The sequence below is a fragment of the Pedobacter terrestris genome (assembly GCF_052343045.1).
Classification (GTDB): domain Bacteria; phylum Bacteroidota; class Bacteroidia; order Sphingobacteriales; family Sphingobacteriaceae; genus Pedobacter.
The window spans coordinates 352,735-378,612 of record NZ_CP180264.1; the positions used below are offsets into that span (position 1 = coordinate 352,735).

Below are 25,878 nucleotides of genomic sequence, written 5' to 3' on the forward strand. Positions count from 1 at the left end.
TTGAAAAACTATCTTTCGGATTTCTCAAAACTCATCAAATTCAGACTCACCTTTACGGTGGTGTTTTCTGCGTCGATCTCTTTTTTGATCGGACAGAAGATGCAGATTGGTCGGGGTAACATTCCATCGATTGAGTGGGGAAACTGGTTCATCCTTATTGCTGGTGGCTTTTTCGTTACTGCTGCTGCAAACTGTTTTAATGAGATTATTGAAAAAGATCTGGATAAGCTGATGGCGCGTACAAAAGACAGACCAATGCCTGCCGGCAGAATGACGACCGGACAAGGTTTGATTATGGGGATTTTTATGGGCTTTTTAGGAACCTGGTTGCTTGGACAATTAAACCTTGAAACCGGATTGCTTTCTGTTTTTTCAATTTTACTCTATGCTTTTGCATATACACCTATGAAACGTAAAAGTCCGATTGCTGTTTTTGTTGGTGCGATTCCCGGTGCATTACCACCACTAATTGGTTATATGGCTGCATTTGGTAGCTTAAAAGCCGAATATTTTCATGAAGTAGATTATCTGATTGCCGTAGTACTTTTTTTCATACAGTTTGTATGGCAGTTCCCACATTTTTGGGCCATTGCATGGGTTTTGGATGACGATTACAAAAAAGCAGGCTTTCGCTTATTGCCGTCAAAGAAGAGAGATACCGTTTCTGCGGCGTTTACCTTCCTTGGAACGTTGATTCTGATTCCTGTGAGCCTTCTGCCAACTATTTACGGTTTTGGTGGTTATTACATTGCTGGAGTCTCTATAATTGCCGGTTTGGTTTTCGCCTGGTTGGGGCTTAAACTGTTACAAAACAAAGAAATTGCCGATGCCAGAAAAGTTATGTTCTGCTCGTTTTTTTATATACCACTGGTACAGCTGGTGTTGTTGTTTGATTTTATCGCTAAATAATTTTTATGGTTTTAACAATGGAGAATATTCCTACTACGTTTGATGCGAAACCAAAAAAGTTCATCGTTTGGCTATTTGTTGTTTCGTCAACAATTATGTTTGGTGGATTTACGAGTTACTACTTGGTATTCGCAGCCTCTAAAGGCAAAGGTCATGGACTGGTTTTACCAGATGCCTTTATGTACAGTACTGCTGTTATTATTTTAAGCAGTATAACTTTATTTTTAGCCAGTCGGGCTTTAAAGAAATTGCAATTTTCTACGCAACGTAGCTTGCTCTGGGTAACAATGATTTTGGCGCTAATTTTTGCCTATATTCAGTTTGACGCCTGGGGAAGTATGGTGCGCACAGGCGCTACGCTTGTTGGAAACAACGCCGCTATTTCTTTTATATACATTGTTTCTGGTATACACCTTTTGCACATTGTTGCGGGTTTAGGATTTATTATCAGCGGATTAGTGGGTAGCTACCGTAATATTCCATTGGCGAAAAGCCAGTTCCGTATGGAGGTAGCTTCTATTTTTTGGCATTTTATAGATATATTATGGATATATCTGTATGTTTTTTTACTTTTGAACCGTTAAATTTGTTAACAAACTATTATACTTTTTCCAAATGAATTCAGTATCACAATTAGATCAAGTTAAAACAGGACCATGGAATGGTGGTCGTTCGCCCTGGTCGGTAGAATATGGCAAAATCATGATTTGGTTCTTTCTCTTAGGAGATGCTTTTACCTTTTCATCTTTATTGATTTACTATGGCGCACAGCGTTTCTCAAAATTAACCTGGCCAGATCCGGATTTGGTTTTCCAATCTATCCCTGGAGTGGTAGACAGCGGCGCACCTTTGGTTTTCGTGGGTATCATGACTTTTATCTTGATCATGAGTTCTGTTACAATGGTATTGGCCGTAGAAGCTGGTCACAGACGTTCTAAAAAAGAAGTTATTGGCTGGATGATTGCGACCATCATCGGTGGATTCATGTTCTTAGGGTGTCAGGCTTTAGAGTGGACACATTTACACCACGAAGGTTTCTGGTGGGCACATATCCCATCTGCAGAAGAATTGAAACACTTCTTCAATGGCGAGGTATCATTAGTTGCAGCGCAACAATTTGCAAACTTATTCTTCACCATTACTGGTTTCCACGGTTTCCACGTATTCAGTGGTGTTATCATCAATATCATCATCCTTATAATGACCATCAATGGTACATTTGAGAAAAGAGGTCATTATCTGATGGTAGAAAAAGTTGGTTTATACTGGCACTTCGTAGATTTAGTATGGGTGTTTGTATTTACATTCTTCTATTTGGTTTAATTTATAGTTTATAAAAATATTGTCATGTCAGAACATCACACACATACAACAGACGGGCACGATCATGAAGAACATGCGGGCCTAACAAAAGGAAAAATTTGGCAGGTTTTCGGCATCTTGTTGCTGATCACAGTTGTCGAGTTTATTATCGCACTTTGGGTATTGCCACATGGCTATATGTCTCACGGTGTAGGTAACTTCGTTTACATTGCATTAACTTTATTAAAAGCATTTTATATCGTTGCGTATTTCATGCACTTGAAATATGAGAAGCTGGGCTTACAGCTTTCGTTAACGGTGTCATTTATCTTCATCATTTACTTTATTGTATTGATGTTGATTGAAGGGGGACATTTGAACCTGAATATGATTAACCATTAATGAAACGAATCCCGATAAAAAAGGTATCAATCCTGGTATGCATACTTGCTATACCGGGATTTTTATTTTTCTACTTATTGCCAAAGTTTGCAAAAAACCGGTATAAGTCTCTTCCGATTTTCGGTGAAAAATTTGTTGCTAAAACCACTCATACAGTTAGAGGTAAACAAATTCCCGATACCATTTATCATCAGGTTCCGGATTTACAATTTGTAAATCAGAAAGGCGATCGTTTATCCTGGAAAAATTATCAAGGTAAGATTATCGTGATCAATTTGTTTTATACCAAAAGCCCGATTACCCAAGTAAATGCGAGCATTGCAGATTTGGCCGAATATTATAAGAAAAATGCATTGGTCCATTTTATCAGTTTAAACATTGATCCAAAAGACAGTTTAGCTCAAATTTCAGCTTTCGCCGATCAACAAAAGGCAAAAGCCGGAAAATGGGATTTGGTTACTGCAGATACTGCGATGAGTTATCCTTTTATACGTAAAGGATTGCTTTTAGATGTTGTGGCTGTAAAAGGTGAACAAAGCAAGTTTATTTACGGAAACCAGATTTTGTTGTTAGACAATCAGCACCGAATACGCGGATTTTATGAAGCAACCAATGCTGAGGCTGTTGCTAAACTAGACGATGAGATTAAAGTCTTAATTGCAGAAGACTTGCGCAACATCAAAGACGGGCGCTAAAATTAAAGCCCATTTATCACAATATTAGAACTTCATTCAATATGAGCAACTCAAGCCCATTAGAGAAAAAATATAAAGTCTGGATTATTTTGTTGTCCATTGTAATCCCAATAGCTGTAGCGGTTTTATTTGTGGTGAAAATACCTAACGCGACGCCATTAGCAATGTTACCGCCAATTTATGCCACGATAAACGGAATAACTGCTATTCTGCTTGTTTTGGCTGTAAGGGCAATCAAGAATGGTAAAATACAGCAACATCAAAATCTGATGAAAATCGCCATCGGTTGTTCTTTAGTCTTTTTACTGATGTACATTGCTTATCATATGACTACGCCATCTACAAAATTTGGCGGAGATGGGCCATTAAAATATGTTTACTTTTTTATTCTGATTACACACATACTGCTTTCAATCGTAATTATTCCATTGGTAATGATCAGTTATGTACGTGCATTGGCAGAGCGCTTTGATGCACACCGTAAAATTGCCAGAATTACGTACCCATTGTGGTTGTATGTGGCAGTTACCGGCGTTGTGGTATATCTCATGGTTTCACCTTACTACGTGTACTAAATTAGAAATACCTCATTTTCAAACCCTCATTTCGAGGGTTTTTTGTTTCTGAAGGATTTTGCGCTTTTAAAAAGCTAAATTTCATCTGTAACTGGTTTCGTTTTCATAGACTTTTATGGGAAAATGACCAATGTTGAAGACCCTTCAATTGTAATATCTTTTAGGCTGCAGTAAATTTGTATTTCATATTTAAATCTACTGAAATAGTTCAACTCGTCTTTGATCTCCAGATTGGATCAAACCTGGAACGGTTGTGTACTTGTTCAAGGTTTTTTATGACATAATTTTTAGACCGCCCGGAGCGTTAAATCCTTATATTTGTTTCTTATGAAAAAGAAAATTGTATTCACATTATTCTTGGTGCTTTTAAGCTTTGCCATAATGCCAAGTGTTTATGCACAATGCGCTATGTGTAGCATTAATGCAGAACAGGGTGTTAAAAATGGCAACACCGTTTCTGCGGGTTTAAATACGGGTGTATTGTATTTACTTGCAGTGCCATATTTAATGGCGATGATTGTTGGAGTTATCTGGTATAAAAAATACCGTAAAAAGAACATTCAGCTTAACATGAAAAAAAATCCTTTCAACTTGAACTAAGTTAATGACTGGAAAAACGTCGAAGTTTTCTGCAATTGTACATGCAAAATGTCCGCATTGCCGTCGAGGTGATGTTTTTACAGGTAGCATGTACGGTTTTAACATTCAGCATACCAAAGAAATTTGCGGCCATTGCGGCCAGCGTATAGAAATTGAACCCGGTTATTTTTATGCAGCCATGTACGTAAGTTACGCAATGAATGTTGCAGAAATGCTAACCGTAAGCTTTCTGACGTATTTTGCTGTAGGGCCACTTACAGACGATACGTTCTGGACTTACCTCATTGCCATTTTTACCGGATGTTTTATTCTATATCCATTTAATTATCGCTATTCCAGGATAATATTGCTTCATGTTTTATCCCCAAATATAAAATATAAGCCCTATTACGATCAATAATTGCCGCGCATCAGCGCCAATCATTCCCGTTAATTATGCTAAAAAAAGAAACACTCCAATTTATAAAAGACGTTGCCGAGAACAACAATAGAGAATGGTTTGCAGAACACAAAGATACTTATGAAGAATCTAAAGCCGATATTCTGAAACTTGTTGCAGAATTAATTCCTGAACTTGCAAAAGTTGATCCTTTGATTCCGGCAACGCTCGATCCCAAAAAATGCCTGTTGCGCATTTATCGCGATGTTCGGTTCAGCAAAAATAAAGATCCTTATAAAAACAATTACGGCATTTGGTTTTCGAGCAAAAGTAAAGGCGGTAATGAACCAGGTTACTATGTACATATCCAACCGGGAAAAAGTTTTGTTGCCGGTGGATATTGGATGCCTGAAGCCGAACATGTAAAACTCATCCGCCAGGAAATAGACTATAATATCGGAGATTTTAAAGAAGTGATCAACCAGGAGGCTTTTAAGAAAAACTTTGTTCTTGGCAGAGAGAACGCGCTTAAAACTGCACCGAAAGGTTACGATGCCGATGATCCGAACATCGAATTTCTGAAACTGAAAAGTTTTGAAGCGACAATGAAAATAGATGACGCCAGTTTTTTAAAATCTACACTGGTGGATAAGTTGATAAGTTCTTTTAGAACCGTACAACCTTTAGTCGCATTTTTACGGAATGCAATCAATCCATAGCCTTGTCTATCGGATTTTAATATACCATACAAATTTTAGATGATGAAAAATATCTTTTTAGGCTTTGCCGTTTTGCTGTTTCTTACCGCTTTTAGCTCTTGTGTTGTTCTTTCTCCAAAAAAGTACAAAGCCTTATTGGGCACCAAAGATTCTCTTTATACCGCTTTTAACGAAGGTTTAATTAAAATTGAAAACCTGGAAAAAGAAGTTGCGAAACTGAAAAAAGATACTGCGATGATGGGAGAGGAGCTACGTGATATTCAAAACAGTTACAATACAGTAGATGCAAACTATAAAAAGTTGAAAAGCAACTCATCAACAGAAATTACTAAACTATCCGGCGATTTAGCCGCAAGAGAAAAAAGGCTAAAAGAGGTTGAAGAAGTGTTGCGCAAACGCGATGAAGCAACCAACTCTTTAAAAGAAAAATTACAACAGGCATTGCTAGGTTTTACCAAAAGTGGTTTAACTGTAGAAATAAAAAACGGAAAAGTTTATGTATCATTAACGGATAAACTCTTGTTCCCTTCCGGAAGTATTATCATTGATGAAAAAGGAAAACAGGCACTAACGCAATTGGCAAATGTTTTAAAACAACAACCAGAAATTAATATTGCAGTAGAAGGCCATACAGACAATCAGAAAATAAACAATCTTGGCCAAATTAAAGACAATTGGGATCTGAGTGTACTAAGAGCTACCTCTGTTGTACGTTATTTAACGGATAATGAGAAGGTAGAAAGCGTAAGGATGACAGCAACCGGAAAAGGAGAATTTCAGCCTTTAGGTCCTAACGCAACCCCAGATGGAAGAAGTAAAAACAGAAGAATAGAAATTGTACTTTCTCCAAAACTGGATGAATTGTACGATCTGATAAAATAATCGCCTTTATCGCATTTTTTAAGCGGGCCGGCGGTATGACTTTAATATTTTAAACGTATGCTCAAATTCCAGTCCGCTTAAATTTGCATAATCTGGCATTGATATTTTATTGGTGCTGAGAAAGCTCAGCAGATCTTTTATAGATGTTGATACTTCTTCAGAAGTTTCACTCGCCTTCAAGGCTTCAATTTTAATTAATGTTAAGGTAATTTCGAGCGATTTGAAATTACCGTCACGGCAAATCCTTAAGCCAGCCTCTACTTCCCTTAAGGTTTCTCCGTAATTTTGTGTGTAATTGAAGAAATTCGCTTTTAGTAAACTTAATCCCGCCAGTACGAAACGCGTGTGATAGGTATAATCGCTTTTGATAATCTTTTCCAGAAACTGGATAATGCGTAATGCCTTTTTCAGGTAGTTTAATTTCAGGTAGGTTTGCGCCAGATGCATCAGTAAGAATGGGGAGAAAACCGAATGCCTGATAAAGAAAATGTTAGGATATTTATTTAAAACAGCCATAATAAAACGGTGGCATTCTGCGTAATTTTTTTTAGAAAAAAGCGTTTGTAAAACCATTCTGTAACACAATACTTCATGGCTGCTTAACTCGTCATTCCGTAGCGGTCTGCTTCTGTCAATATCGTGGCAAAGTTTAATAATCTTATCATCAAGTACCTTACTTTCTGTAGGTTTGTTGGTAAGGTTGTTATAGAAGTACAACAACAAATCGTAAGGATTAATCGGGAACAGTTCGCCCAAACGTTTATAAGAACGTTTCAGGTTTTGCATAACATTGGCCAGTGCAATTTTATCAATATCTACCAGGTAAATATTGGCTTCAATAATGTGCAGCATGATCTGGATGTCTTCATTCAGTACATGATCAGAAATGGTGCGTATGGTTTCCTTATACAAACCACTCATGGTTCTGCCGCCAGCCATAATGTCTATAAAATCCATATTTATAGATTGTTTATTAAAGCTTGAGCCGGATCTGTTCAGTTCATATTTAGATACGCTGCAGATAAAATCAAACGATTTGTTTTTCTCTTCATTAGAGAATGAAAGTTTGAAAATATGTTTAAGTGCAGCAACCTCGTTTTTGTTGATGCAATAACGTATAGACCAATTTAAAATCGTATCACGCAGGGTTTTATCGTCTTCTAGTTTGCGTAATATGTACAGAAAGAAATCCTCGCAGGGCTGATAATCAAATTTTTCAGTAATCTGTACAAAAAGGAAATACGCATAAATATCAGTATTCAGAAAACGAACATATTCTTTAGGTATTGATGTATTGATTGTTTTTTCTTCAACAATAATTCCATTCAGTACCAAATCATCGTAAGTAGAGCCGTAGGTATTGATCGTATCCAGAATCTCTTCCTTGTCAATTCTAAAATCCTTATTGCGCTCCAAAATCAGATTGCTGATTTTTTTAAGAATAGATATTTTTTCGGTACTTTTTTTAGACTGGAAAATTTTCTTCTGAAGGAAATAATGAATAAGCTCGTAACACAACAGCGGATTGCTGAGTTCTAAGGATTCATATTCATCTTTAATTTTGAAATAAACCTGCAACCAGAATGGCGATTTGAATTGCGCCAACAGTTCTGGTGATATATCCTCAACGCAAATGGTTTTTCCTTCTATAACTGTGAGCGTATGAAGAATTTCTTCTGTATTTAATGAGGGAACATTACTAAGCGAATCTGAATCATAAAATAAACCTTTGTACCAGGCATTTGCTAAAAATGCAGAACCGTTAATTACAGGTTGCATGTTAGACCAGGTAATGGTTCTTAACCCCAAAACAATTTTTATAAAACTGGATTCTTCTATACCGTACAGAAAATCTATAAAAGTATTGAAATAAGAGGTTTTATTCAGTATTTCATCTATACCATCAATAATGACAACAAAACGGCCTTCGCGCTGTTCGGGGTTCTTCTTGAAAAAAGAAATGAGTTCGCTTAAACTTCCAAATTTAAACTCTTTTAAAAACCAATCTTTAAGCGTTAATCCGTTTTGGATCATCGAGTTTAATACGGTTGCATTAATCAATAAAACGATATCATTTTTATAAACGGCGTTTTCAGAATAAAAAAAATGCTCAACCATGTGTGCAATCAGAATTGATTTTCCGTTGCCAGGTTGCGTACTAATGGTCGTAAATTGATAATCGTTTCTTAAAAAATAATCAAAATCAGGATAGAAGAAAGAGCGGTTTGCCGTAGCATTGAAGGGCACACCGGAATTATTTTTTTTAGCTATAAGCGAAACATCTGTAATGGCGTGGGTTTTAAGGCGAAGATCTTGCCAGACACTGGAAGCCGAGATGACCTGGGTTTCTTTATCCTTACAAAAGGAATCCCAATCCGCAAAACCAATGTATTGCGATAAGCTGTTCAGAGTGAAGAGTGAGAACTTATGCAGCGTATTAGCAAAACCAAAGAAGCGTTTGATAGTGGTCTCGCTGACATAATTTTTCGTCTCTTTAAATACATACTCAGAAATAACCTTACAATGCGACGGATCAATATTGCGTAATCCCGATTTTATCAGTACAAACTTCCTGAGTTCAATAAGGAGTTCGTTAGCGTTCATTAAACTATATAGATGAAGACTGTGCTAATGTCATTAAAATTTAACAATTGCCGAAATCATTTTTAGCTAAAGCCATTCTATGAACAAAATGAACGTGGCGAACAGCGGCGATAATGAATAGTAATGGATATAAGACAGGTTAGATGTAAATGTAGATTTGTCATAATTATCTAATTGGATAATAGTACAAAGCAACAAGCTGCCTATAAGTCACCCTAATTAACGCTGACATGATGAAAACTTTTACCTCTCGTTCACTCAAACGATCTCTAAGCAACACCTACTGTGCTGCCCTCATCATTGTATTAACGCTCTTATCTTCTTTTTCGTATGCACAAACTAAAGTTTATGCTACTAACGCTACAACGACAACACCAACGCATGTGGCGAACTTAGGTAATGCGGCTACTACAGATGACAATACTTTTGCTACGCTATCCTCAAGCGGAGGTGCAGCACTCGGTCTTGGGGCATACACCGGAGACATCACCTTACAATTTCCAACCGCAGTTCCTGCAAATAAGACCACTTATATCAGGATAAATTCCAGTCAGCAATTGCTGAATGCATTGTTAGGTGGAACATTAGGAGGGACTTTAGGGAATCTGCTCCAGGGCGTTGCATTAGGGGCGCATCAAGTAGCAGTTGGGGCCAGAAATGGAACAACCGATGTTCTCGTAAACGATGGAACAACCGGTTTCGACAATTCATCAAACAATAATGGCAATGGAACTATACGGCTTGTTAAAGACAAAAACGGTTTCACTTATGTAGCAATTACCCCGACGAGAACTTACGATCGGGTTTTTGTTGTTGATAGAACACTTGCTTTATTGCTGAGTACAGTAAATACAACTGAAGTTTATTACGCTTTCCATATAGACGGTGCAGACAATTGCGATGCAAATGTTTTTGCCAATTTTGATGCTACCGGAATTTCTCTTGATGCTTTGAACCTTGGATCAAGCGAAACCAATAACTTTCAAAACCTGATTGATAATGATCCAACGAATTTTTACAATTTAAGTACCGGAGTAGTTGGTGTAGCTGCATCTAAAACCATTAATATTTATTATCCAAACTTATCCGCCACTGCAGATAATATTAACCTTCGTTTAAGGATACCACCAGCGGTTGCAAACGTAGGTTTATTAAGTAATTTAACACTTCGGGCTTTTAACGGGACCGCCGAAGTATATTCGATAAGTGGTTCAAGCATACTTGGACTAGATTTGCTTGGTTTGCTGAATAGCGGTCAGGTTGCGACAATTCCAATTGCACCAGGTGTAGCTTTTGATCGAGTGAGTTTAACTTTAAGTAATTTGGTGAGCGCAAATGTTGCGCAAACCTTAGAAGTTTACGGAATTACAAGAAGTTCTGCATTCCCAACTTTCGTTGCACCGGCATCAAATACTGTCAATATCTGTTACAATACAACGGCAAGTTTGACTGCAACAACTGCATCTACCAATCAATTGGTTTGGTATGATGTATCCGACGGCGGAACTGCTCTGGCAACAACAGCTTATAATGCGGCTTATCAAACAGCTGCTTTAACTGCAAATAAAACCTATTATGTAGCTTCAAGAAAAATCGGGTGTACGTCAGAATCTGTACGTGTGCCGGTTAATGTTGTGGTAAATCCGGCGATCATTTTTACCGGTTCTACTTTAACTAACGCTACTGTAGCTTCAATTTATTCTAAACAACTGGCCGTTGCCACAGGTGGTACACCAGGATATACGTATACTTTGGCATCAGGAAGTACCTTGCCAGCCGGATTAACGCTCTCCACCTCTGGTGTACTCTCTGGAACGCCAACTGTTGCAAATACTTATACCTTCTCGGTACTGGTTACAGATACGAAAGGTTGTACCGCAACGGCAGCATATACCATAACCGTAACTGCAGCATTGGTACTTACACCAGCTGCACTTCCAGAAGGAACAACAGGTGTGGTTTATCCTACACAAACCATTCCGGCAGCAACTGGCGGAACCGGGCCTTATACATATTTTGCTCAGGCCTTGCCTCCTGGATTATCTTTTGATCCGGTTACAAGACAAATTACAGGTACACCGACTCAGGTTGGAAATTACACGATTCCGGTTACTGTGACTGATGCCAACGGAAATTCTATTACCTCCAATTATACAATAAAAGTTGTTGACCCATTTTTATTGCCATCGGCAACTTTGGCAAATGGAACTACCGGTACAGTATATACGCCTCAAATTATCCCATCTGCAACAGGAGGTTCAACACCTTACACGTATTCTGCTACAGGATTGCCTCCGGGTTTAACATTTAATCCTACAACCCGTGCCATTACAGGAACACCAACTGTAGCCGGTCCGTATACCGTAGCGGTAACTGCTAGCGATGCAGATGGAAAAACGGTAACCACCAATTACGCGATTACAATTAATAATCCGCTGGTATTGCCAAATACTACATTGCCAAGTGGTACAGAGAACGTGGTTTATGCTGCACAAACTCTTCCTGCTGCAACTGGCGGCGTAGGACCATATACCTATGTAGCGAGTAACCTACCTGCCGGAATTACATACGATGCAACAACCAGACAAATTGCTGGTACACCAACAACTGCGGGTAATTATTCTATCGGAATTACAGTTACAGACAGTCAAGGCGCAACCGCTAGCAATACCTATGCATTAAGAGTTGCCGGTACATTAAGCTTACCAACACAAACGCTTCCTAACGGAGTTGTGAACAGTACGTACACACCAGTAACTTTACCTGCGGTAAGTGGCGGAACAGCACCTTATACATATGCTGCAACAAATCTTCCTCCGGGAATTGTTTTTGATCCTATAACACGGATCATCAGCGGAACGCCAACTCAAGGTGGAACCTTTAATATTTCAGTTACCGCCAGAGATGCAAATGGAAATAGCGCAACAACAATTTATCCTTTAACAGTAACCGTTACGGCTCCAATTGTAGCTTCTGTTACAGTTTGTTCAGGAAGCCCGGCAACTTTAACCGTAAACAACAGACAGGATAACATCACTTATAATTTATACGGATCTACCGGAAGTACGCCAATCGCTTCAAATACAACTGGTGTATTTACGACTCCGGCCGCAACATCATCAACAGTATTTTATGTAGAAGCCGTTTCAGGAACTGCCGTAAGTACAAAAACTTCGGTAAATGTTTCTGTTAATCCACCGGCAACTCTTGCTACTGTAACTACAAACAGCCAAACCATCAGCTCTGGTCAGACTGCAACGTTAACTGCAACCGCAGATGCCGGCAATACAATTGCCTGGTTTGATGCGGCCAGCGGGGGTACTCAAGTTGCAACAGGAGGTAGTTTCACTACACCTGCTTTAACAGCTACAACAACTTACTACATTGAGACCACAAGCAGTAACGGATGTAAAAGTGCTACCCGCGTTCCGGTTACAGTAAATGTAACTCCAGGTGGCGGTGCAGCTTGTAATGCAGCAAGCGCTCAGGTAAGCGGTATTAACGGTGTATGTTTATTGTGCGGAATTACAGGCGCAGGGAACTCAACCGATGCGGATGCCAGCAATTTCACCAGAATTAATCTGGCTGTAGGTGTGGGTGCAACAGGTTTCCAACAATTAATTTTCCCTACCACTGGTGTAGCTACAGATAGTATCCGTTTAGATTTGGGATTACCAAGCGGACTTGCAGATGTAGGTTTGCTAAACAATATTACTGTTACCGTATTAAATGGAACAACAGTTGTAAGAACTGTTCAAATCAGTGGTTCTGTTTTAAATTTAAGTTTACTTGGAGGCAACCGCTTCGCTGCAACAGTTGTTGCAGGTGGTGCTTACACCAGCGTTCGGGTTAGCTTCGGAGCAGTAGTTTCTGCGCTGAGCAGCTTGGATGTTTATGGTGCAACAGTTGTTTATCCAAATCCAACAATAACTGCCGGCGCGCAAACAGTATGTTCTGGCGTTCCTGCAACTTTAAGTGCAACTGCAAATGGAGGCACAACACTTACCTGGTTTGACGCACCTACAGGTGGCAACCAGGTTGGTAGTGGTTTAACCTTTACTACACCAGCATTAACAGCGACAACAACTTATTATATTCAGGTAAGTAAAGGAACTTGTAGTAATGTAACACGTGTTCCGGTTACTGTAACGGTAAATCCGGCAATCGTTTTCAACGGTGCAACTTTAACAAATGCAACTCTTGCTTCTGCATACAGTCGCCAATTGCCTGTTGCTACAGGTGGCACACCAGCGTTCACTTACGCAGTTGCTGCAGGAAGTGCATTGCCAGCTGGTTTGACCATGTCGGCTTCTGGATTAATTACCGGAACACCAACAGCAACAAGTAACGGCAGCTTCTCTGTGGTTGTTACAGACAGCAGAAATTGTACGGCAACAGCAGTATTCAACTTAACTGTAACACCTGCGTTAGCATTATCACCTGGTGCATTGCCAGACGGCGTTACCGGAACACCATATACTACGAATGGTATTCCAGCTGCAACTGGCGGAACAGGTCCATATACATATTCAGCAATAGGTCTTCCTCCGGGATTAACCTTCAATCCGGCTACAAGAGAAATTTCAGGTACGCCAACTCAGATTGGAAATTATACCATTCCGGTAACCGTTACCGATGCCAATGGCAATACCATTACATCTAACTTTACAATTCGCGTAACCGATCCATTGGTATTACCAGCTGCAACTTTAGCAAATGGAATCACAGGAACGGTATATACGCCACAAACCATACCATCTGCGGTAGGCGGAACAACTCCTTATACGTATTCGGCAACAGGTCTTCCTCCGGGATTAACTTTTGATCCGGCAACTCGTACTATTTCAGGAACGCCTACTCAATCTGGCCCATACAATGTAACGGTTACAGCGACAGATGCTACTGGTAAAACCGCGACAAACACTTACGCAATTTTGGTGGTTGATCCTTTAACTTTACCAAACGCAACTTTACCAGATGGAACTGAAGGTACTGTATATGCAACGCAAACTTTGCCATCGGCAGTTGGTGGTGTTGGTCCGTATACATATGCTGCAACAGGCATTCCAGCCGGATTAATTTTTGATCCTGCAACCAGACAGGTTTCTGGAACGCCAACTCAAGCTGGTAATTATTCAATCACATTAACGGCAACAGATGCAGAAAATAAAACTGCAACAAACAATTACGCACTTCGTGTAATTGGTGTATTAACATTGCCTTCTGCAACTTTACCAAATGGTACAGTAGGTGTAACCTATCCAACGCAAACTTTACCAGCCGTAACAGGTGGTACAGCACCATATACTTATCTGGCAACAGGTCTTCCTCCGGGATTAAATTTCAATACTGCAACTCGCGAAATTACCGGAACGCCAACACTTGGTGGTACATTCGCGGTTTCTGTAACTGCTACAGATGCATCCGGAAATAAAGCCACAACAACGTATAGCATTACGGTAAATGTAAGTGCACCGGTTGTTGCGAATGCAACAGTATGTTCTGGCAGTACGGCAACTCTATCTGTAAGTAATTTACAGGCAGGTGTTACCTACAATTGGTATGCAGCTACAGGAAGTACGCCTTTGGCAACCAGTAATACTGGCGTATTTATCACCCCTACAGTGACTTCATCAACAGTATTTTATGTTGAGGCGGTTTCCGGAACAGCTGTAAGTTCTAGAACAGCGGTGAATGTTTCGGTTAATCCTCCGGCAACACTTGCTACAGTTACCACAAACAACCAGGTAATCAGTTCAGGTCAAACGACAACTTTACAAGCAACAGCAGATACAGGCAATACAATTGCCTGGTTTGATGCAGCAACAGCAGGCAATCAGGTTGCTACAGGCGCATCTTTCACAACTCCGGCTTTAACAGCTACAACAACATATTATGTAGAAACTACAAATAGTAATGGTTGTAAAAGCGCTACACGGGTTCCGGTTACAGTTACCGTATTGCCAAATAGTGGTGGGCCAACTTGTAATGCAGCAAATGCACAAAACTCTGGAATAACCGGGATTTGTTTACTGTGTGGAATTACCGGTGCAGGAAATTCTACAGATGCCGATGCCAACAACTTCACCAGAATTACATTGGCAGTTGGTGTAGGATCTACTGGTTTTCAACAATTGATTTTCCCTAGTGCAGGTTCAGTTGAAGATAGTATTCGCTTAGATCTGGCTTTGCCAGGCGGTTTAGCGGATGTTGGTTTACTAAGCAACGTAACTGTAAACGTGATGAACGGTGCTACAGTTGTCAGAACTGTTCAGTTAAATTCATCATTGCTAAACCTACAACTTCTTTCTGGTAACCGCTTCGCTGCAACAGTTGCCGCAGGAGGTATTTACGATCGAGTTCAAATCAGCTTCGGTGGGGTTGTAAGTGCATTAACAAGTTTAGATGTTTACGGTGCCACTGTACTTTATAGAAACCCGACAATTACTGCAGGTAACCAAACCATTTGTTCTGGAAGTACAGCCAGTTTGGCTGCAACAGCCACTACGGGTACATCTTTAACCTGGTATGACGCTGCAACTGGCGGAAATCAAGTGGCTACTGGCGGAACTTTTACTACACCAGCTTTAACCACTACAACAACTTATTATATTGAAGTAAGCAGAGCAAACTGCCCGAACCCAACAAGAATCCCGGTTACAGTTACCGTAACGCCAGCGCTTAATACACCGGTATTGGCAACAATTCCAACAGTTTGTTCTGGTTCTACTGCGACTTTATCTGTTGCAAATCCAGACGCAGCAGTAACTTACAGATGGTATGATGCGGCTACAAGCGGCAACCTGTTATTTACAGGTTCGGCATTTGTTACGCCGGCACTTAATGCAAATGCAACCTATTATGTAGAAGCTGCGCAAGGTAACTGTGTAAGTGCAACACGCACAGCCGCGACAATAACGGTAAATCCTCGTCCGGCATTGCCAACAGTGAGTGCAAATGCCTCAACGGTAAATCCTGGTCAAACCGCGATTATTACCGCAAGTTCTGCAGATGCAACTAACACTTTTAACTGGTATGCTACTGCAGATGCAACTTCACCAATCTTTGTAGGCGCAACTTATGTTACACCTCCTTTATTGGCAACAACAAGCTATTATGTTGAAGCAGTTTCTACGAATGGATGTGCTTCTTCAAGCAGAGTACAAATTACAATCACTGTTGATGGCAATGGATCGCCAAATCCGGTACCTTGCGAAGCGGCAACAACACAAACCAGTGGTGTAACCGGTATTGCAGTATTGGGCGGCGTATATAACCAAACTTTGGCCATTGATAATGATACGCAAACTGCGTCTTCATTAGTCATTCCGGTTGGGTTACTAAATGCATCCGTTTATCAACGTGTAGGTTTTGGTTCACTATCTAAAGTAGGCGATACTGTACGTGTATTGGTATCTGCTCCAGGTAAATTATTATCTCTGGATTTATTAGGAAGTGCACAAATCACTACATACGCAGGATCTGCCAGCAATGGAGATTCAAGATTTTTAAATAACAATACCTTAAATATTCAATTGTTGAGTGGTAGCTCACAAGCCTTAATCACATATGTTCCAACAGCGCCATTTGATGGAGTTGAAGTGAGGTTAAATTCAGGTGTTGTAGGTGCCTTAACATCAATTGATTTCAATTATGCACAACGTATTTTGGTGGCGCCAACTGTAGTATCTCCAAATGTTACGGCTTGTGTTGGCTCAACAGCACTATTACAAGTAAGCAATCCATCATCTGGACTTACATACAGATGGTACGATGCTGCCGGTGCTTATCAAACCGGAAAAGATGGCATAACCTTCACCACTCCGGTATTAACAGGAGATACCAGGTTCTTCGTAGCAGCGGTTTCTCCAACAGGTTGTGTGAGTTATAGAACTGCAGTAAATGTGACTACAAGTCCGGCAGCAGTTCCACCGACTTTACTTTCATCAAACGTTACGACTTGCCCGAATACCGCGGTTACTTTACAGGTAAGCAATCCGACAGCCGGAAATACCTATAACTGGTACGAGTCTGCAACATCTACAGATATTCTGTTTGTAGGAACATCATTTACTACGCCGGTAATCACTGGCGCAAGAAGTTATTTTGTAGCGGCGGTTAATGCTTGTGGTATTGAATCTACAAGAACAGAAGCAACAATTACTGTAGGCGCAATCGGTGTTCCGATTTTAACGCCGCCGGCCATTACGATCACCTCAGGTTCTGTTGCAACTTTACAAGCAACATCTAATACTGCAGGCGCAGTAATTACCTGGTACGATGCTCCAACAAATGGAACGCTATTATTTACAGGTGAAAACTTTATTACACCACCATTAACCACTACAACAACTTACTATGTTGAAGCGAATGTGCCAGGCGGTTGTACTGCAACAAGCAGAGCTTCTGTTACGGTAACTGTAGTGCCTAACGGCGGTCCGGTGCCAACACCTTGCGGTGCAGCAACAATTGATGCGGCCAGCGGTATCAACGGTATAGTTGTGGCGGGCGGCGTATTCAATACAGGTCTTGCGGTAGATAACGACATCAATACCGGATCAAGTCTGGTTATTCCTGTTGGCCTATTGGGATCATCTGTTTACCATCGTGTAGGCTTTACTGCACTGTCTAGCGTTGGCGATACATTAAGGATCAAAATCACCAATCCAGCTGTGCTTCTTTCGGTAGCGTTATTACAAAACTTAACGGTTACTACTTATCAAGGCACAACCAGCAATGGCGATGCAGTTTCTATATCCAATCCATTAATCACATTGAACTTATTGGGATCGGCCAATTCTGCCATCCTAACCTATGTGCCAACGAATAGATTCGATGGTGTTGAATTGAGATTAAACTCTGGTTTATTGGGCGCATTAACATCGGTAAATTTTGATTATGCACAGCGTGTAATTACTAAACCGGTTGTTAACTCGGCAACAGCATCTGTTTGTCAGGGTTCTTCTACGAATTTAAGTGTACAAAATCCTAGGACAGGCGTAACGTACAAATGGTATTTAGGAACAACTTATCAAACAGGTAAAGACGGCGTGACTTTCGCTACCGATCCTACACTAGCTGCCGGAACTTATACTTATTCTGTAACTGCGAGTTTTGAAGGTTGCGAAACATTAGGAACTGACGTTGTTGTAACGGTATTATCTCCGCCAGCAGCACCAATTCCGGCTACTACAAATCCAGCAACAACCTGTATCAACAGCCCGGTTACGTTAAGCGTTCAGGCAGTTGCAGGTGTAACCAACAATTGGTATGATGCGGCAACTGGCGGTAACATGCTGGTAAACAATAACAGCAGCCTAACCACTTCGGCATCTCTTGCACCGGGTATATACAATTATTATGTTGAGGCTGTAAATGCGACTTCGTGTTCAAATCCAGCACGTACACTTGTTTCCATAATAGTACTTCCACCTTCAGTAGCTGTAGACATTACTGTAGCAGGTGCAACATCAATTTGTGCACCTGGAGTAGCCACCTTAACGGCTAGCACAACAACAGTAACAGATCCTGTTTTTACCTGGTACAATGATGCAGCTTTAACATCTGTAGCTTTTACAGGTGCAAGTTTCACTACACCAACGCTTAATGCAACTACTACATATTATGTTACTGTAAGCGGATCAAATAAATGTGCGAATCTTCCGGGAACCGCTGCAAGTGCAACCATTATGGTTAATCCGACAGCAACCGCCGCAGATCTTAGTGTTTCTGGTACGGGTACAATCTGTTCTGGTAACGCCGTAAGCCTTACCGCAACCAGCACAACGGTAACTAATCCGGTATTCATGTGGTACAGAGATGCCGCTCGTACAGATTTAGCTTTCACAGGTGCAACATTTAACATTGCATCGCTTACAGCAACAACAACTTTCTACGTTACCGTTAAAGGCGACAATAAATGTGAAAACGCAGCTGCAGATGCACGTACGGTAACCATCACGGTTAATCCGAGTGCAACTGATGCAGATGTTTCACTAAGCGGCTTGACGACCATTTGCAGAGGTTCGCAGACTTTATTGTCGGCATCAACAGCAACAGTAATTAATCCTGTGTTCAACTGGTACACTGATGCAAATTTATCCACTCCACCAGTTTTCACAGGCGCCAATTTCCAAACGCCGGTTCTTAATGCCACAACAACGTATTATGTTACGGTAAGAGGAGACAATAAATGCGAAAGTACAGCAACGCCTAAATCAATTACGGTAACAGTTAATGAATTTGCTACTGCTGCTGATATTACAGTTGCCGATGCACAAATTTGTTCGGGAAGCAGTGTATTGTTAACAGCATCGAGCCTTACGGTAACTCAACCCGTATTTACGTGGTACAATGATGCTTCATTAACTAGTGTAGCTTTTGTAGGTCCAATCTTCAACGTTAGTGGATTGACTGCTACAACTACTTTCTATGTAACCGTAAAAGGAGCCAACAGATGTGAAAATGCAGCTGCTGATGCTAAAACAGTCACCGTAACTGTAAATCCTCTGGCTACCACAACAGATATTATTCTGAGCGGAGGAACAGAAGCTTGTGCAGGTTCTGGTACAGTATTAACAGCAACATCTCCAACAGTTACCAATCCGGTATTTACCTGGTATTCTGATGCTGATCTAACGAATATCAGTTTCATCGGAGCTGTTTTCACAACACCAGCTTTAAATACAACCACAACTTATTATGTGACTGTTAAAGGCGATAATAAGTGTGAAAATGCAAAAGGTACAGCAAGAGTAATTACGATTACAGTAAAACCGGTTTCTACGGATGCGGACATCAACGTAGCTGATGCTACAGTTTGCGCCGGTTCTGGAACAACTTTGGTTGCCACTAGTACAACAGTGACCAATCCGGTATTTACCTGGTATAGCGATGCCACTTTAACAACATTTGTTTTCAGTGGCTCATCATTTAATACTGGTGCACTTTCTGCAACAACCAAATATTATGTGACCGTTAAAGGCGATAACAAATGCGATAATTCTGCATTAACTGCCAAAGTGGTTACGGTTACGGTAAATCCATCAGCAACCGCTGCAGATATTACTTTAACAACACCAAGTGTAGTGTGTGGAACAGGTGCAGCAGTTATTTCTGCAAGTTCTACAACGGTTACTGCTCCGGTATTTACCTGGTACAACGATGCATCACTAACCAGTGTAGCATTTGTTGGCCCGATATTTACCACGCCAACTTTAACTGCTACAACCACTTATTATGTAACCGTTCAAGGAACAAATAAATGTGCCAATGGCGTTGCCGATGCAAAACAGGTAACCATTGTAGTAAACCCAATTGCGGTAGCCGCAGATATTATTGTAAACAGCTCTACAAGTATTTGTGGAGGTACAGCTGCGGTGCTTACAGCAAGCTCTACTACTGTTACAAATCCGGTGTTCACTTGGTATACAGATGCAGCATTAACAAATGTGGCCTTCGTTGGCGCAACATTTACCACTCCGGTATTGAATGCAAATGCAACTTATTATGTTACTGTTAAAGGCGATAACAAATGTGAAAACTCTGCAGCAACAGCAAAATCTGTTAATGTAGTTGTAAATCCGGTAGCTACTGCCGATGATGTTACCGCTACTGACGCAACCGTTTGTGCAGGGAACACCACAATATTAACCGCTACTAGTACAACTGTTACCAATCCAATATTTACCTGGTACAGTGATGCTCAATTAACAACTCCGGTTCATACTGGCACATCATTCACAACACCTGTATTAACTGCAACAACTACATATTATGTTACTGTAAAAGGTGACAACAGATGTGAAAGTTCTGCAGCAACCGCGAGAGCAGTTACGGTAACTGTAAATCCGGTAGCAACCGCTGCAGACATTAACTTGTCTACACCGCCAGTAATCTGTAACACAGGTACCGCAGTAATTTCAGCAAGTTCAACCACTGTTACAGCGCCGGTATTCACTTGGTACAGTGATGCATCATTAACAAGTGTAGCATTTGTTGGCCCAACATTTACTACGCCAACGCTTACTACAACAACTACGTATTATGTTACTGTAAAAGGTACAAACAGATGTGAAAATAGTGCCGCGGATGCTAAACAAGTTACAGTGATCGTAAATCCAATTGCTTCTGCAACAGATGTTACGGTGACAGGGGGTACAACTACATGTGCAAACAGTACAGTTACCTTAACGGCAAGCAGCACAACTGTAACTAATCCAGTATTTACCTGGTACAGCGATGCTTCATTAAGTACAGTTGTCTTTACCGGAAATGTGTTCATTACGCCAGCACTAAATGCAAATACCACATACTACGTAACCGTTAGAGGAGACAATAGATGTGAAAGCAATGCCGCTTCAGCAAAAGTTGTTGCCATAACAGTTAATCCGGCACCGATAAATCCGGTAGTAGCATCCGTAGGAACAAATATTTGCTCTGGCGATGCAACAACACTAAACATCAGCAATGCGCAAACAGGCGTAACATATGAATGGTATAATGCAGCTGTTGCTGGCAATTTATTATTCACTGGTACAAGTTTTACTACTCCGGTATTAACCACCAATACTACTTACTATGTATTGGCAGTTGGAACAGGAGGATGTAACAACGCAGGTGGCCGAGTAATGGTAACCGTAACCGTAAATGCACGTCCGCAAACACCAACTGTTGCATCATCAACTGTAAATGTATGTACTGGAAATGCAGCGATACTTTCAGTTACCAACGCAGTGGGCACAGCAACATACAACTGGTATACCACGGCAATGGGCGGAACCCCGGTAGGTAGTGGAAGTACATTTACCACGCCAGCTGTAACTGCAAATATTACTTATTATGTAGAAGCCGCTTCAGGATCTTGTATCTCAACAGTCAGAACCGCATTAAATGTAATTGCACTTCCGGTTCCTGTAGCTCCGGCATCGGCAACTCCTGATAACGGAATCCTTTGTGCAGGCAGTACAGCTGTATTAACGGTTAATAATCCGGTTACGGGCTTAATTTACAGATGGTACGATTCAAATACATCAAGTACAGTATTGGCAGAAGGTATAACCTTTAGAACACCAGTGTTAACATCAACCAGAAGTTATTTTGTAGAAAGTGTAGCGGTAGGCGGTTGTGCAAGTCCAACGAGAACTCAGGTTACCATCACCGTATTGCCAATTCTTTCTGCGCCAATTGTTGCAGTGCAAACCACAACGTCTAACAGTGTAACGTTTGCATGGCCAGCAGTAGCCGGCGCTACAGCTTATGAAGTTTCTTTAGATAATGGATTAACCTGGATAGCACCTACAAATGGCCCAACAGGAACAAGTTACACCGTAATAGGTCTTAAACCAGATCAATCGGTAACCTTAATTGCCCGTGCAAAAGGTCAGTTAGATTGCCAACGCAGTGCAAACTCTAATCCGGTTGTTGGAAAAGCACAAAATCCTTTGGGTAACGAAGTATATATTCCAAATGCATTTACACCAAACAACGATGGCAAGAATGATTTCTTCCTGATCTATGGAAATACAATCCAAAGTGCACGTATGAATGTATACACACAATGGGGCCAATTGATTTTCCAATCTGATAATGTAACCAGAGGTTGGGATGGAACATATAAAGGCGTAAATCAGCCAATCGGAGTATACGTGTACATGGTAGAAATACAATTTAACGATGGAACAAGTACGATGAAAAAAGGTACAATAACACTCCTACGATAATATGAACCGATTAATTAGTAAACAGATAAAATCAAATACCATGAAATTAACATCATCAATAAAAATATTTGTTGCTGTATTAGTAGCGTTAATTTATTCGGGGAAGGTAAATGCACAAACAGACCCACACTTCTCCCAATATTACGCATATCCGCTGTGGCTTAATCCTGCGTTAACGGGTGTAATTGATGGTGATTATCGTGCATCTTTAAATATTAAACAACAATGGAGCGCCTTAAATAATTCCTTCTTAACAGGAGGCGCTTCATTTGATGTTGCACCGAAGAAAAACTTCGCCTTTGGTGCAACTATTTTGAACCAACGAGCGGGTGATTTGAATTTCAATTACCTTACGGCTTTGGTTTCCGGATCGTACAGACTTCGTTTCGGATCTACTGGTTTGCAAACCTTGAGTTTTGGTTTACAGGCAGGTATCATAAACCGTAGTTTCGACCTTTCATCCGCTCGTTTTGGCAATCAGTTTGATCCACTTACGGGTTACAACGGTGGTTTAATGAGCAATGAAACATTTTCTGGCCAATCTACACTAGTGCCAGATGTAAATGCCGGAATCATGTACTTTGATGGAAATCCCGATCAGGCAGTAAACGTTTTCTTGGGTGCAAGTGCAGCACATTTGAATCGCCCTAACGATCGCTTTTCCGGAACAAATTCTAAAATCCCGGTTCGTATAACCGGTCATGGTGGTGCAAGAGTTCGTGCATCAGAATTGCTGGATATTGTTCCCAACGCCTTGGTGATGTACCAGGGAAATACCCGCGAGATTTCTGTTGGAGCCTATGCTCAGCTTAATGTTAATCCATCCTCAAACATCCTTTTTGGTGGTAATTACCGGGTTAAAGATGCTGCAATAGCCTTTGTAGGTCTTCAACTTAAAAACATGGTTTTTGGATTAAGTTATGATGTCAACACCTCAACTTTCAATCGTGCATCAAACAGCAATGGAGGCTTGGAACTATCCATTTCACTGATTGGTCGTAACGGAATCATTGGCCCGAACTTCTTTTGTCCACGCTTATAATTAACATTCAAAATGAGAAGAATTTTACTTTTTTTATTGCTCATATCCGCCAGCTTCGCACAAGCTCAATACGTAGCGAATTATAAGAGGGTTGCAGATACGTATTTCGAAAATAAAGATTACTATGCTGCGGCAACTTTTTATAAAAAAGCGCTGAAGATTACCGCGGATACTGCGCAAGCCATTCTACCTTATGGAAAAGAAAGAAAATCTGTTGGAGATACCAAAAAACTCGAAGACGATTATGAAGAAGCCGTGTACAACCTTGCCGAATCCAGCAGATTGTACCGCGAATTCTATGATGCCGAACGGTATTATAAAATAGCAGCAGCATTTGGCAATACGCGTTATTACAAATCTTTGTTCTATTATGCAGAAGCTTTAAGAGCCAATAAAAAATACAATCAAGCTATCGATGCATTTGAACGCTTTATTGCTGCGAACCCGGGAGATAGTTTGGTAACAGATGCTAAGAAAGAAGTTGCTTCATCTAAATTTGCTCTGGAAGAAATGCGATACTCGCGAATGGTGCAAGTTAAAAAAGTACCAATGGGCATTAATGGACTTGGTTCTAACTACGCGCCAGTGAAATTTAAGTACGAGCTTTATTTCACTTCGTCCAGGCCAGTAAATGTTGCCGGTAAAAAAGATGTTGTATCTACAGAAACTGGTCAAATACAAGTCGCAACTAAAGCAAATCCCTTCATAAATAATATTTACGTAGCGAACGGAAGTCTTACTTTGCCAGAAGTTGTAGTGAGGAAAATAGATTTTGGTTTGCCGAAAGATATGGAAATTGCTGCTTTAAGTTTCAATCCAAGCGGAACGACAGTTTATTTTACTGCCTGGAAAGAGAAAGAAAAATACGGCATTTACAGTTCAAAACGTATGGGGGAGGGCTGGTCTGCACCACAGTTGTTGGGTTTGCAGGTAAACAGTAAAGATTTTAATGCGACTCAACCTTTTGTTACAGCCGATGGAAAATACCTTCTTTTCTCTTCTGACCGAGAAGGTGGATATGGAAAATATGATTTGTGGTTTTGCGTAATCCGTGAAGACGGATCTTTAGGCGAAGCCGTGAATATGGGTTCTACCATCAACACTGAAGACGATGAACGCGCACCTTACTACAATACGGCAACTAAAAAATTGTTGTTTAGTACAGACGGAAGAATAGGATTAGGCGGACTGGATTTTTTTGAATCTGAAGGTGATTTGGTTGACTGGACAAAACCCAAAAATATGGGTTATCCATTCAATTCTTCTAAAGATGATGTTTACTTTACACCAACAGATAGTTGGGGAAATACAGGTTACATTAGTTCAGATCGCGAATCATCTTGCTGTTTAGAAGTGTTTTCTGTTAAGAAAGAGTTTTTTACCATTTCTGGTACAGTACTTAATTGTAAAACAAAAGCACCATTAGACAGCGTGAAAGTTACACTTACAACTGCAGAAGGTATTCAAAAAATGACTACAGGCGTCAATGGAAAATATATGTTTAAAGTGGATTCAAGAAGGCCGGTTAAGTTGTTGCTAGCCAAAGACAATTTCTTCTCTATCACAAAAACATATGCCTATGAAGAGATGGCAAAAGCCGATACTTTAATCGACAAAGATTATTGTTTAAGTCCGTTTAAATTGGGTATTCCAATTGCGCTGGATAATGTTTACTACGAATTTAACAGCGCGGAACTTACAGAGCCATCTAAAAAAATTCTCGATGCGTTGATTCCAATTATGGAAGATAATCCTGAAATGGAAATAGAACTTGGTGCCCATACCGATGATATTGGTACAGATGAATACAATTTGGATCTTTCTAACAGACGTGCGCAATCTTGCGTAGATTATCTGGTAAGCAAAGGAATTGCTGCATCTAGAATGACGTCAAAAGGTTATGGCGAATCTATGCCAATTGCACCAAACAGCATTGGAAAAGGTAAAAGGAAAAAAGACAACCCAGAAGGGCGTGCGAAAAACAGACGTACAGAGTTTAAAGTCACCAAAAAATAATAACAAATCAACTAACCAAATGTATAAGGGCC

14 protein-coding genes are annotated in these 25,878 nt (G+C 40.4%); 13 read left to right on the forward strand and 1 reads right to left on the reverse strand.

Annotation, left to right across the window (positions count from 1 at the left end; genetic code table 11):
- The 10 genes from cyoE to ACJVDH_RS01760 all read left to right on the forward strand — a co-directional run bounded on the left by cyoE (position 1) and on the right by ACJVDH_RS01760 (position 6,463).
- A complete protein-coding gene (gene cyoE / locus ACJVDH_RS01715; protein WP_443945849.1) occupies positions 1-909 on the forward strand; it encodes a heme o synthase in 909 nt (302 codons plus the stop codon).
- A gap of 17 nt (positions 910-926) precedes the next feature.
- Complete coding sequence (locus ACJVDH_RS01720) at positions 927-1,493, forward strand: cytochrome c oxidase subunit 3 (RefSeq protein WP_443945850.1); 567 nt, start codon at positions 927-929, stop codon at positions 1,491-1,493.
- 31 nt (positions 1,494-1,524) lie between these two features.
- Entirely contained in the window at positions 1,525-2,232 is a 708-nt protein-coding gene (locus ACJVDH_RS01725) for a cytochrome c oxidase subunit 3 (RefSeq protein WP_443945851.1), read from the forward strand.
- Between the two features lie 24 nt (positions 2,233-2,256).
- Positions 2,257-2,613: a cytochrome C oxidase subunit IV family protein gene (locus ACJVDH_RS01730; protein ID WP_443945852.1), complete on the forward strand. Its 357-nt coding sequence runs from the start codon at positions 2,257-2,259 to the stop codon at positions 2,611-2,613.
- A 77-nt stretch (positions 2,614-2,690) separates the two neighbouring features.
- The gene (locus tag ACJVDH_RS01735) at positions 2,691-3,308 is read left to right on the forward strand and encodes an SCO family protein (protein ID WP_443945853.1); all 618 of its coding nucleotides are present in this window, start codon (positions 2,691-2,693) and stop codon (positions 3,306-3,308) included.
- A 41-nt stretch (positions 3,309-3,349) separates the two neighbouring features.
- Complete coding sequence (locus tag ACJVDH_RS01740) at positions 3,350-3,883, forward strand: DUF420 domain-containing protein (protein WP_443945854.1); 534 nt, start codon at positions 3,350-3,352, stop codon at positions 3,881-3,883.
- Positions 3,884-4,210: 327 nt separating this feature from the next.
- On the forward strand, positions 4,211-4,483 hold the full coding sequence (locus ACJVDH_RS01745) for a hypothetical protein (protein ID WP_443945855.1): 273 nt from the start codon (positions 4,211-4,213) through the stop codon (positions 4,481-4,483).
- A 4-nt stretch (positions 4,484-4,487) separates the two neighbouring features.
- Complete coding sequence (locus ACJVDH_RS01750; protein WP_443945856.1) at positions 4,488-4,883, forward strand: DUF983 domain-containing protein; 396 nt, start codon at positions 4,488-4,490, stop codon at positions 4,881-4,883.
- A 35-nt stretch (positions 4,884-4,918) separates the two neighbouring features.
- Positions 4,919-5,581: a DUF2461 domain-containing protein gene (locus ACJVDH_RS01755; protein WP_443945857.1), complete on the forward strand. Its 663-nt coding sequence runs from the start codon at positions 4,919-4,921 to the stop codon at positions 5,579-5,581.
- 42 nt (positions 5,582-5,623) lie between these two features.
- Positions 5,624-6,463 (forward strand): OmpA family protein, encoded by an 840-nt coding sequence (locus ACJVDH_RS01760; RefSeq protein ID WP_443947592.1) that lies wholly within the window; start codon positions 5,624-5,626, stop codon positions 6,461-6,463.
- A gap of 18 nt (positions 6,464-6,481) precedes the next feature.
- On the opposite strand, the gene ACJVDH_RS01765 is transcribed toward ACJVDH_RS01760, so the two are convergent.
- A complete protein-coding gene (locus ACJVDH_RS01765) occupies positions 6,482-9,067 on the reverse strand; it encodes a hypothetical protein (RefSeq protein ID WP_443945858.1) in 2,586 nt (861 codons plus the stop codon).
- 230 nt (positions 9,068-9,297) lie between these two features.
- Here ACJVDH_RS01765 and ACJVDH_RS01770 point away from each other — a divergent pair, with 230 nt between their 5' ends.
- From ACJVDH_RS01770 to ACJVDH_RS01780, 3 genes are read left to right on the forward strand one after another with little or no spacing between them, the layout of a single operon-like run.
- A complete protein-coding gene (locus tag ACJVDH_RS01770) occupies positions 9,298-22,788 on the forward strand; it encodes an Ig-like domain-containing protein (protein WP_443945859.1) in 13,491 nt (4,496 codons plus the stop codon).
- 40 nt (positions 22,789-22,828) lie between these two features.
- Entirely contained in the window at positions 22,829-23,830 is a 1,002-nt protein-coding gene (locus ACJVDH_RS01775) for a PorP/SprF family type IX secretion system membrane protein (RefSeq protein ID WP_443945860.1), read from the forward strand.
- 12 nt (positions 23,831-23,842) lie between these two features.
- Positions 23,843-25,846: an OmpA family protein gene (locus tag ACJVDH_RS01780; protein WP_443945861.1), complete on the forward strand. Its 2,004-nt coding sequence runs from the start codon at positions 23,843-23,845 to the stop codon at positions 25,844-25,846.
- Positions 25,847-25,878: the final 32 nt, after the last annotated feature.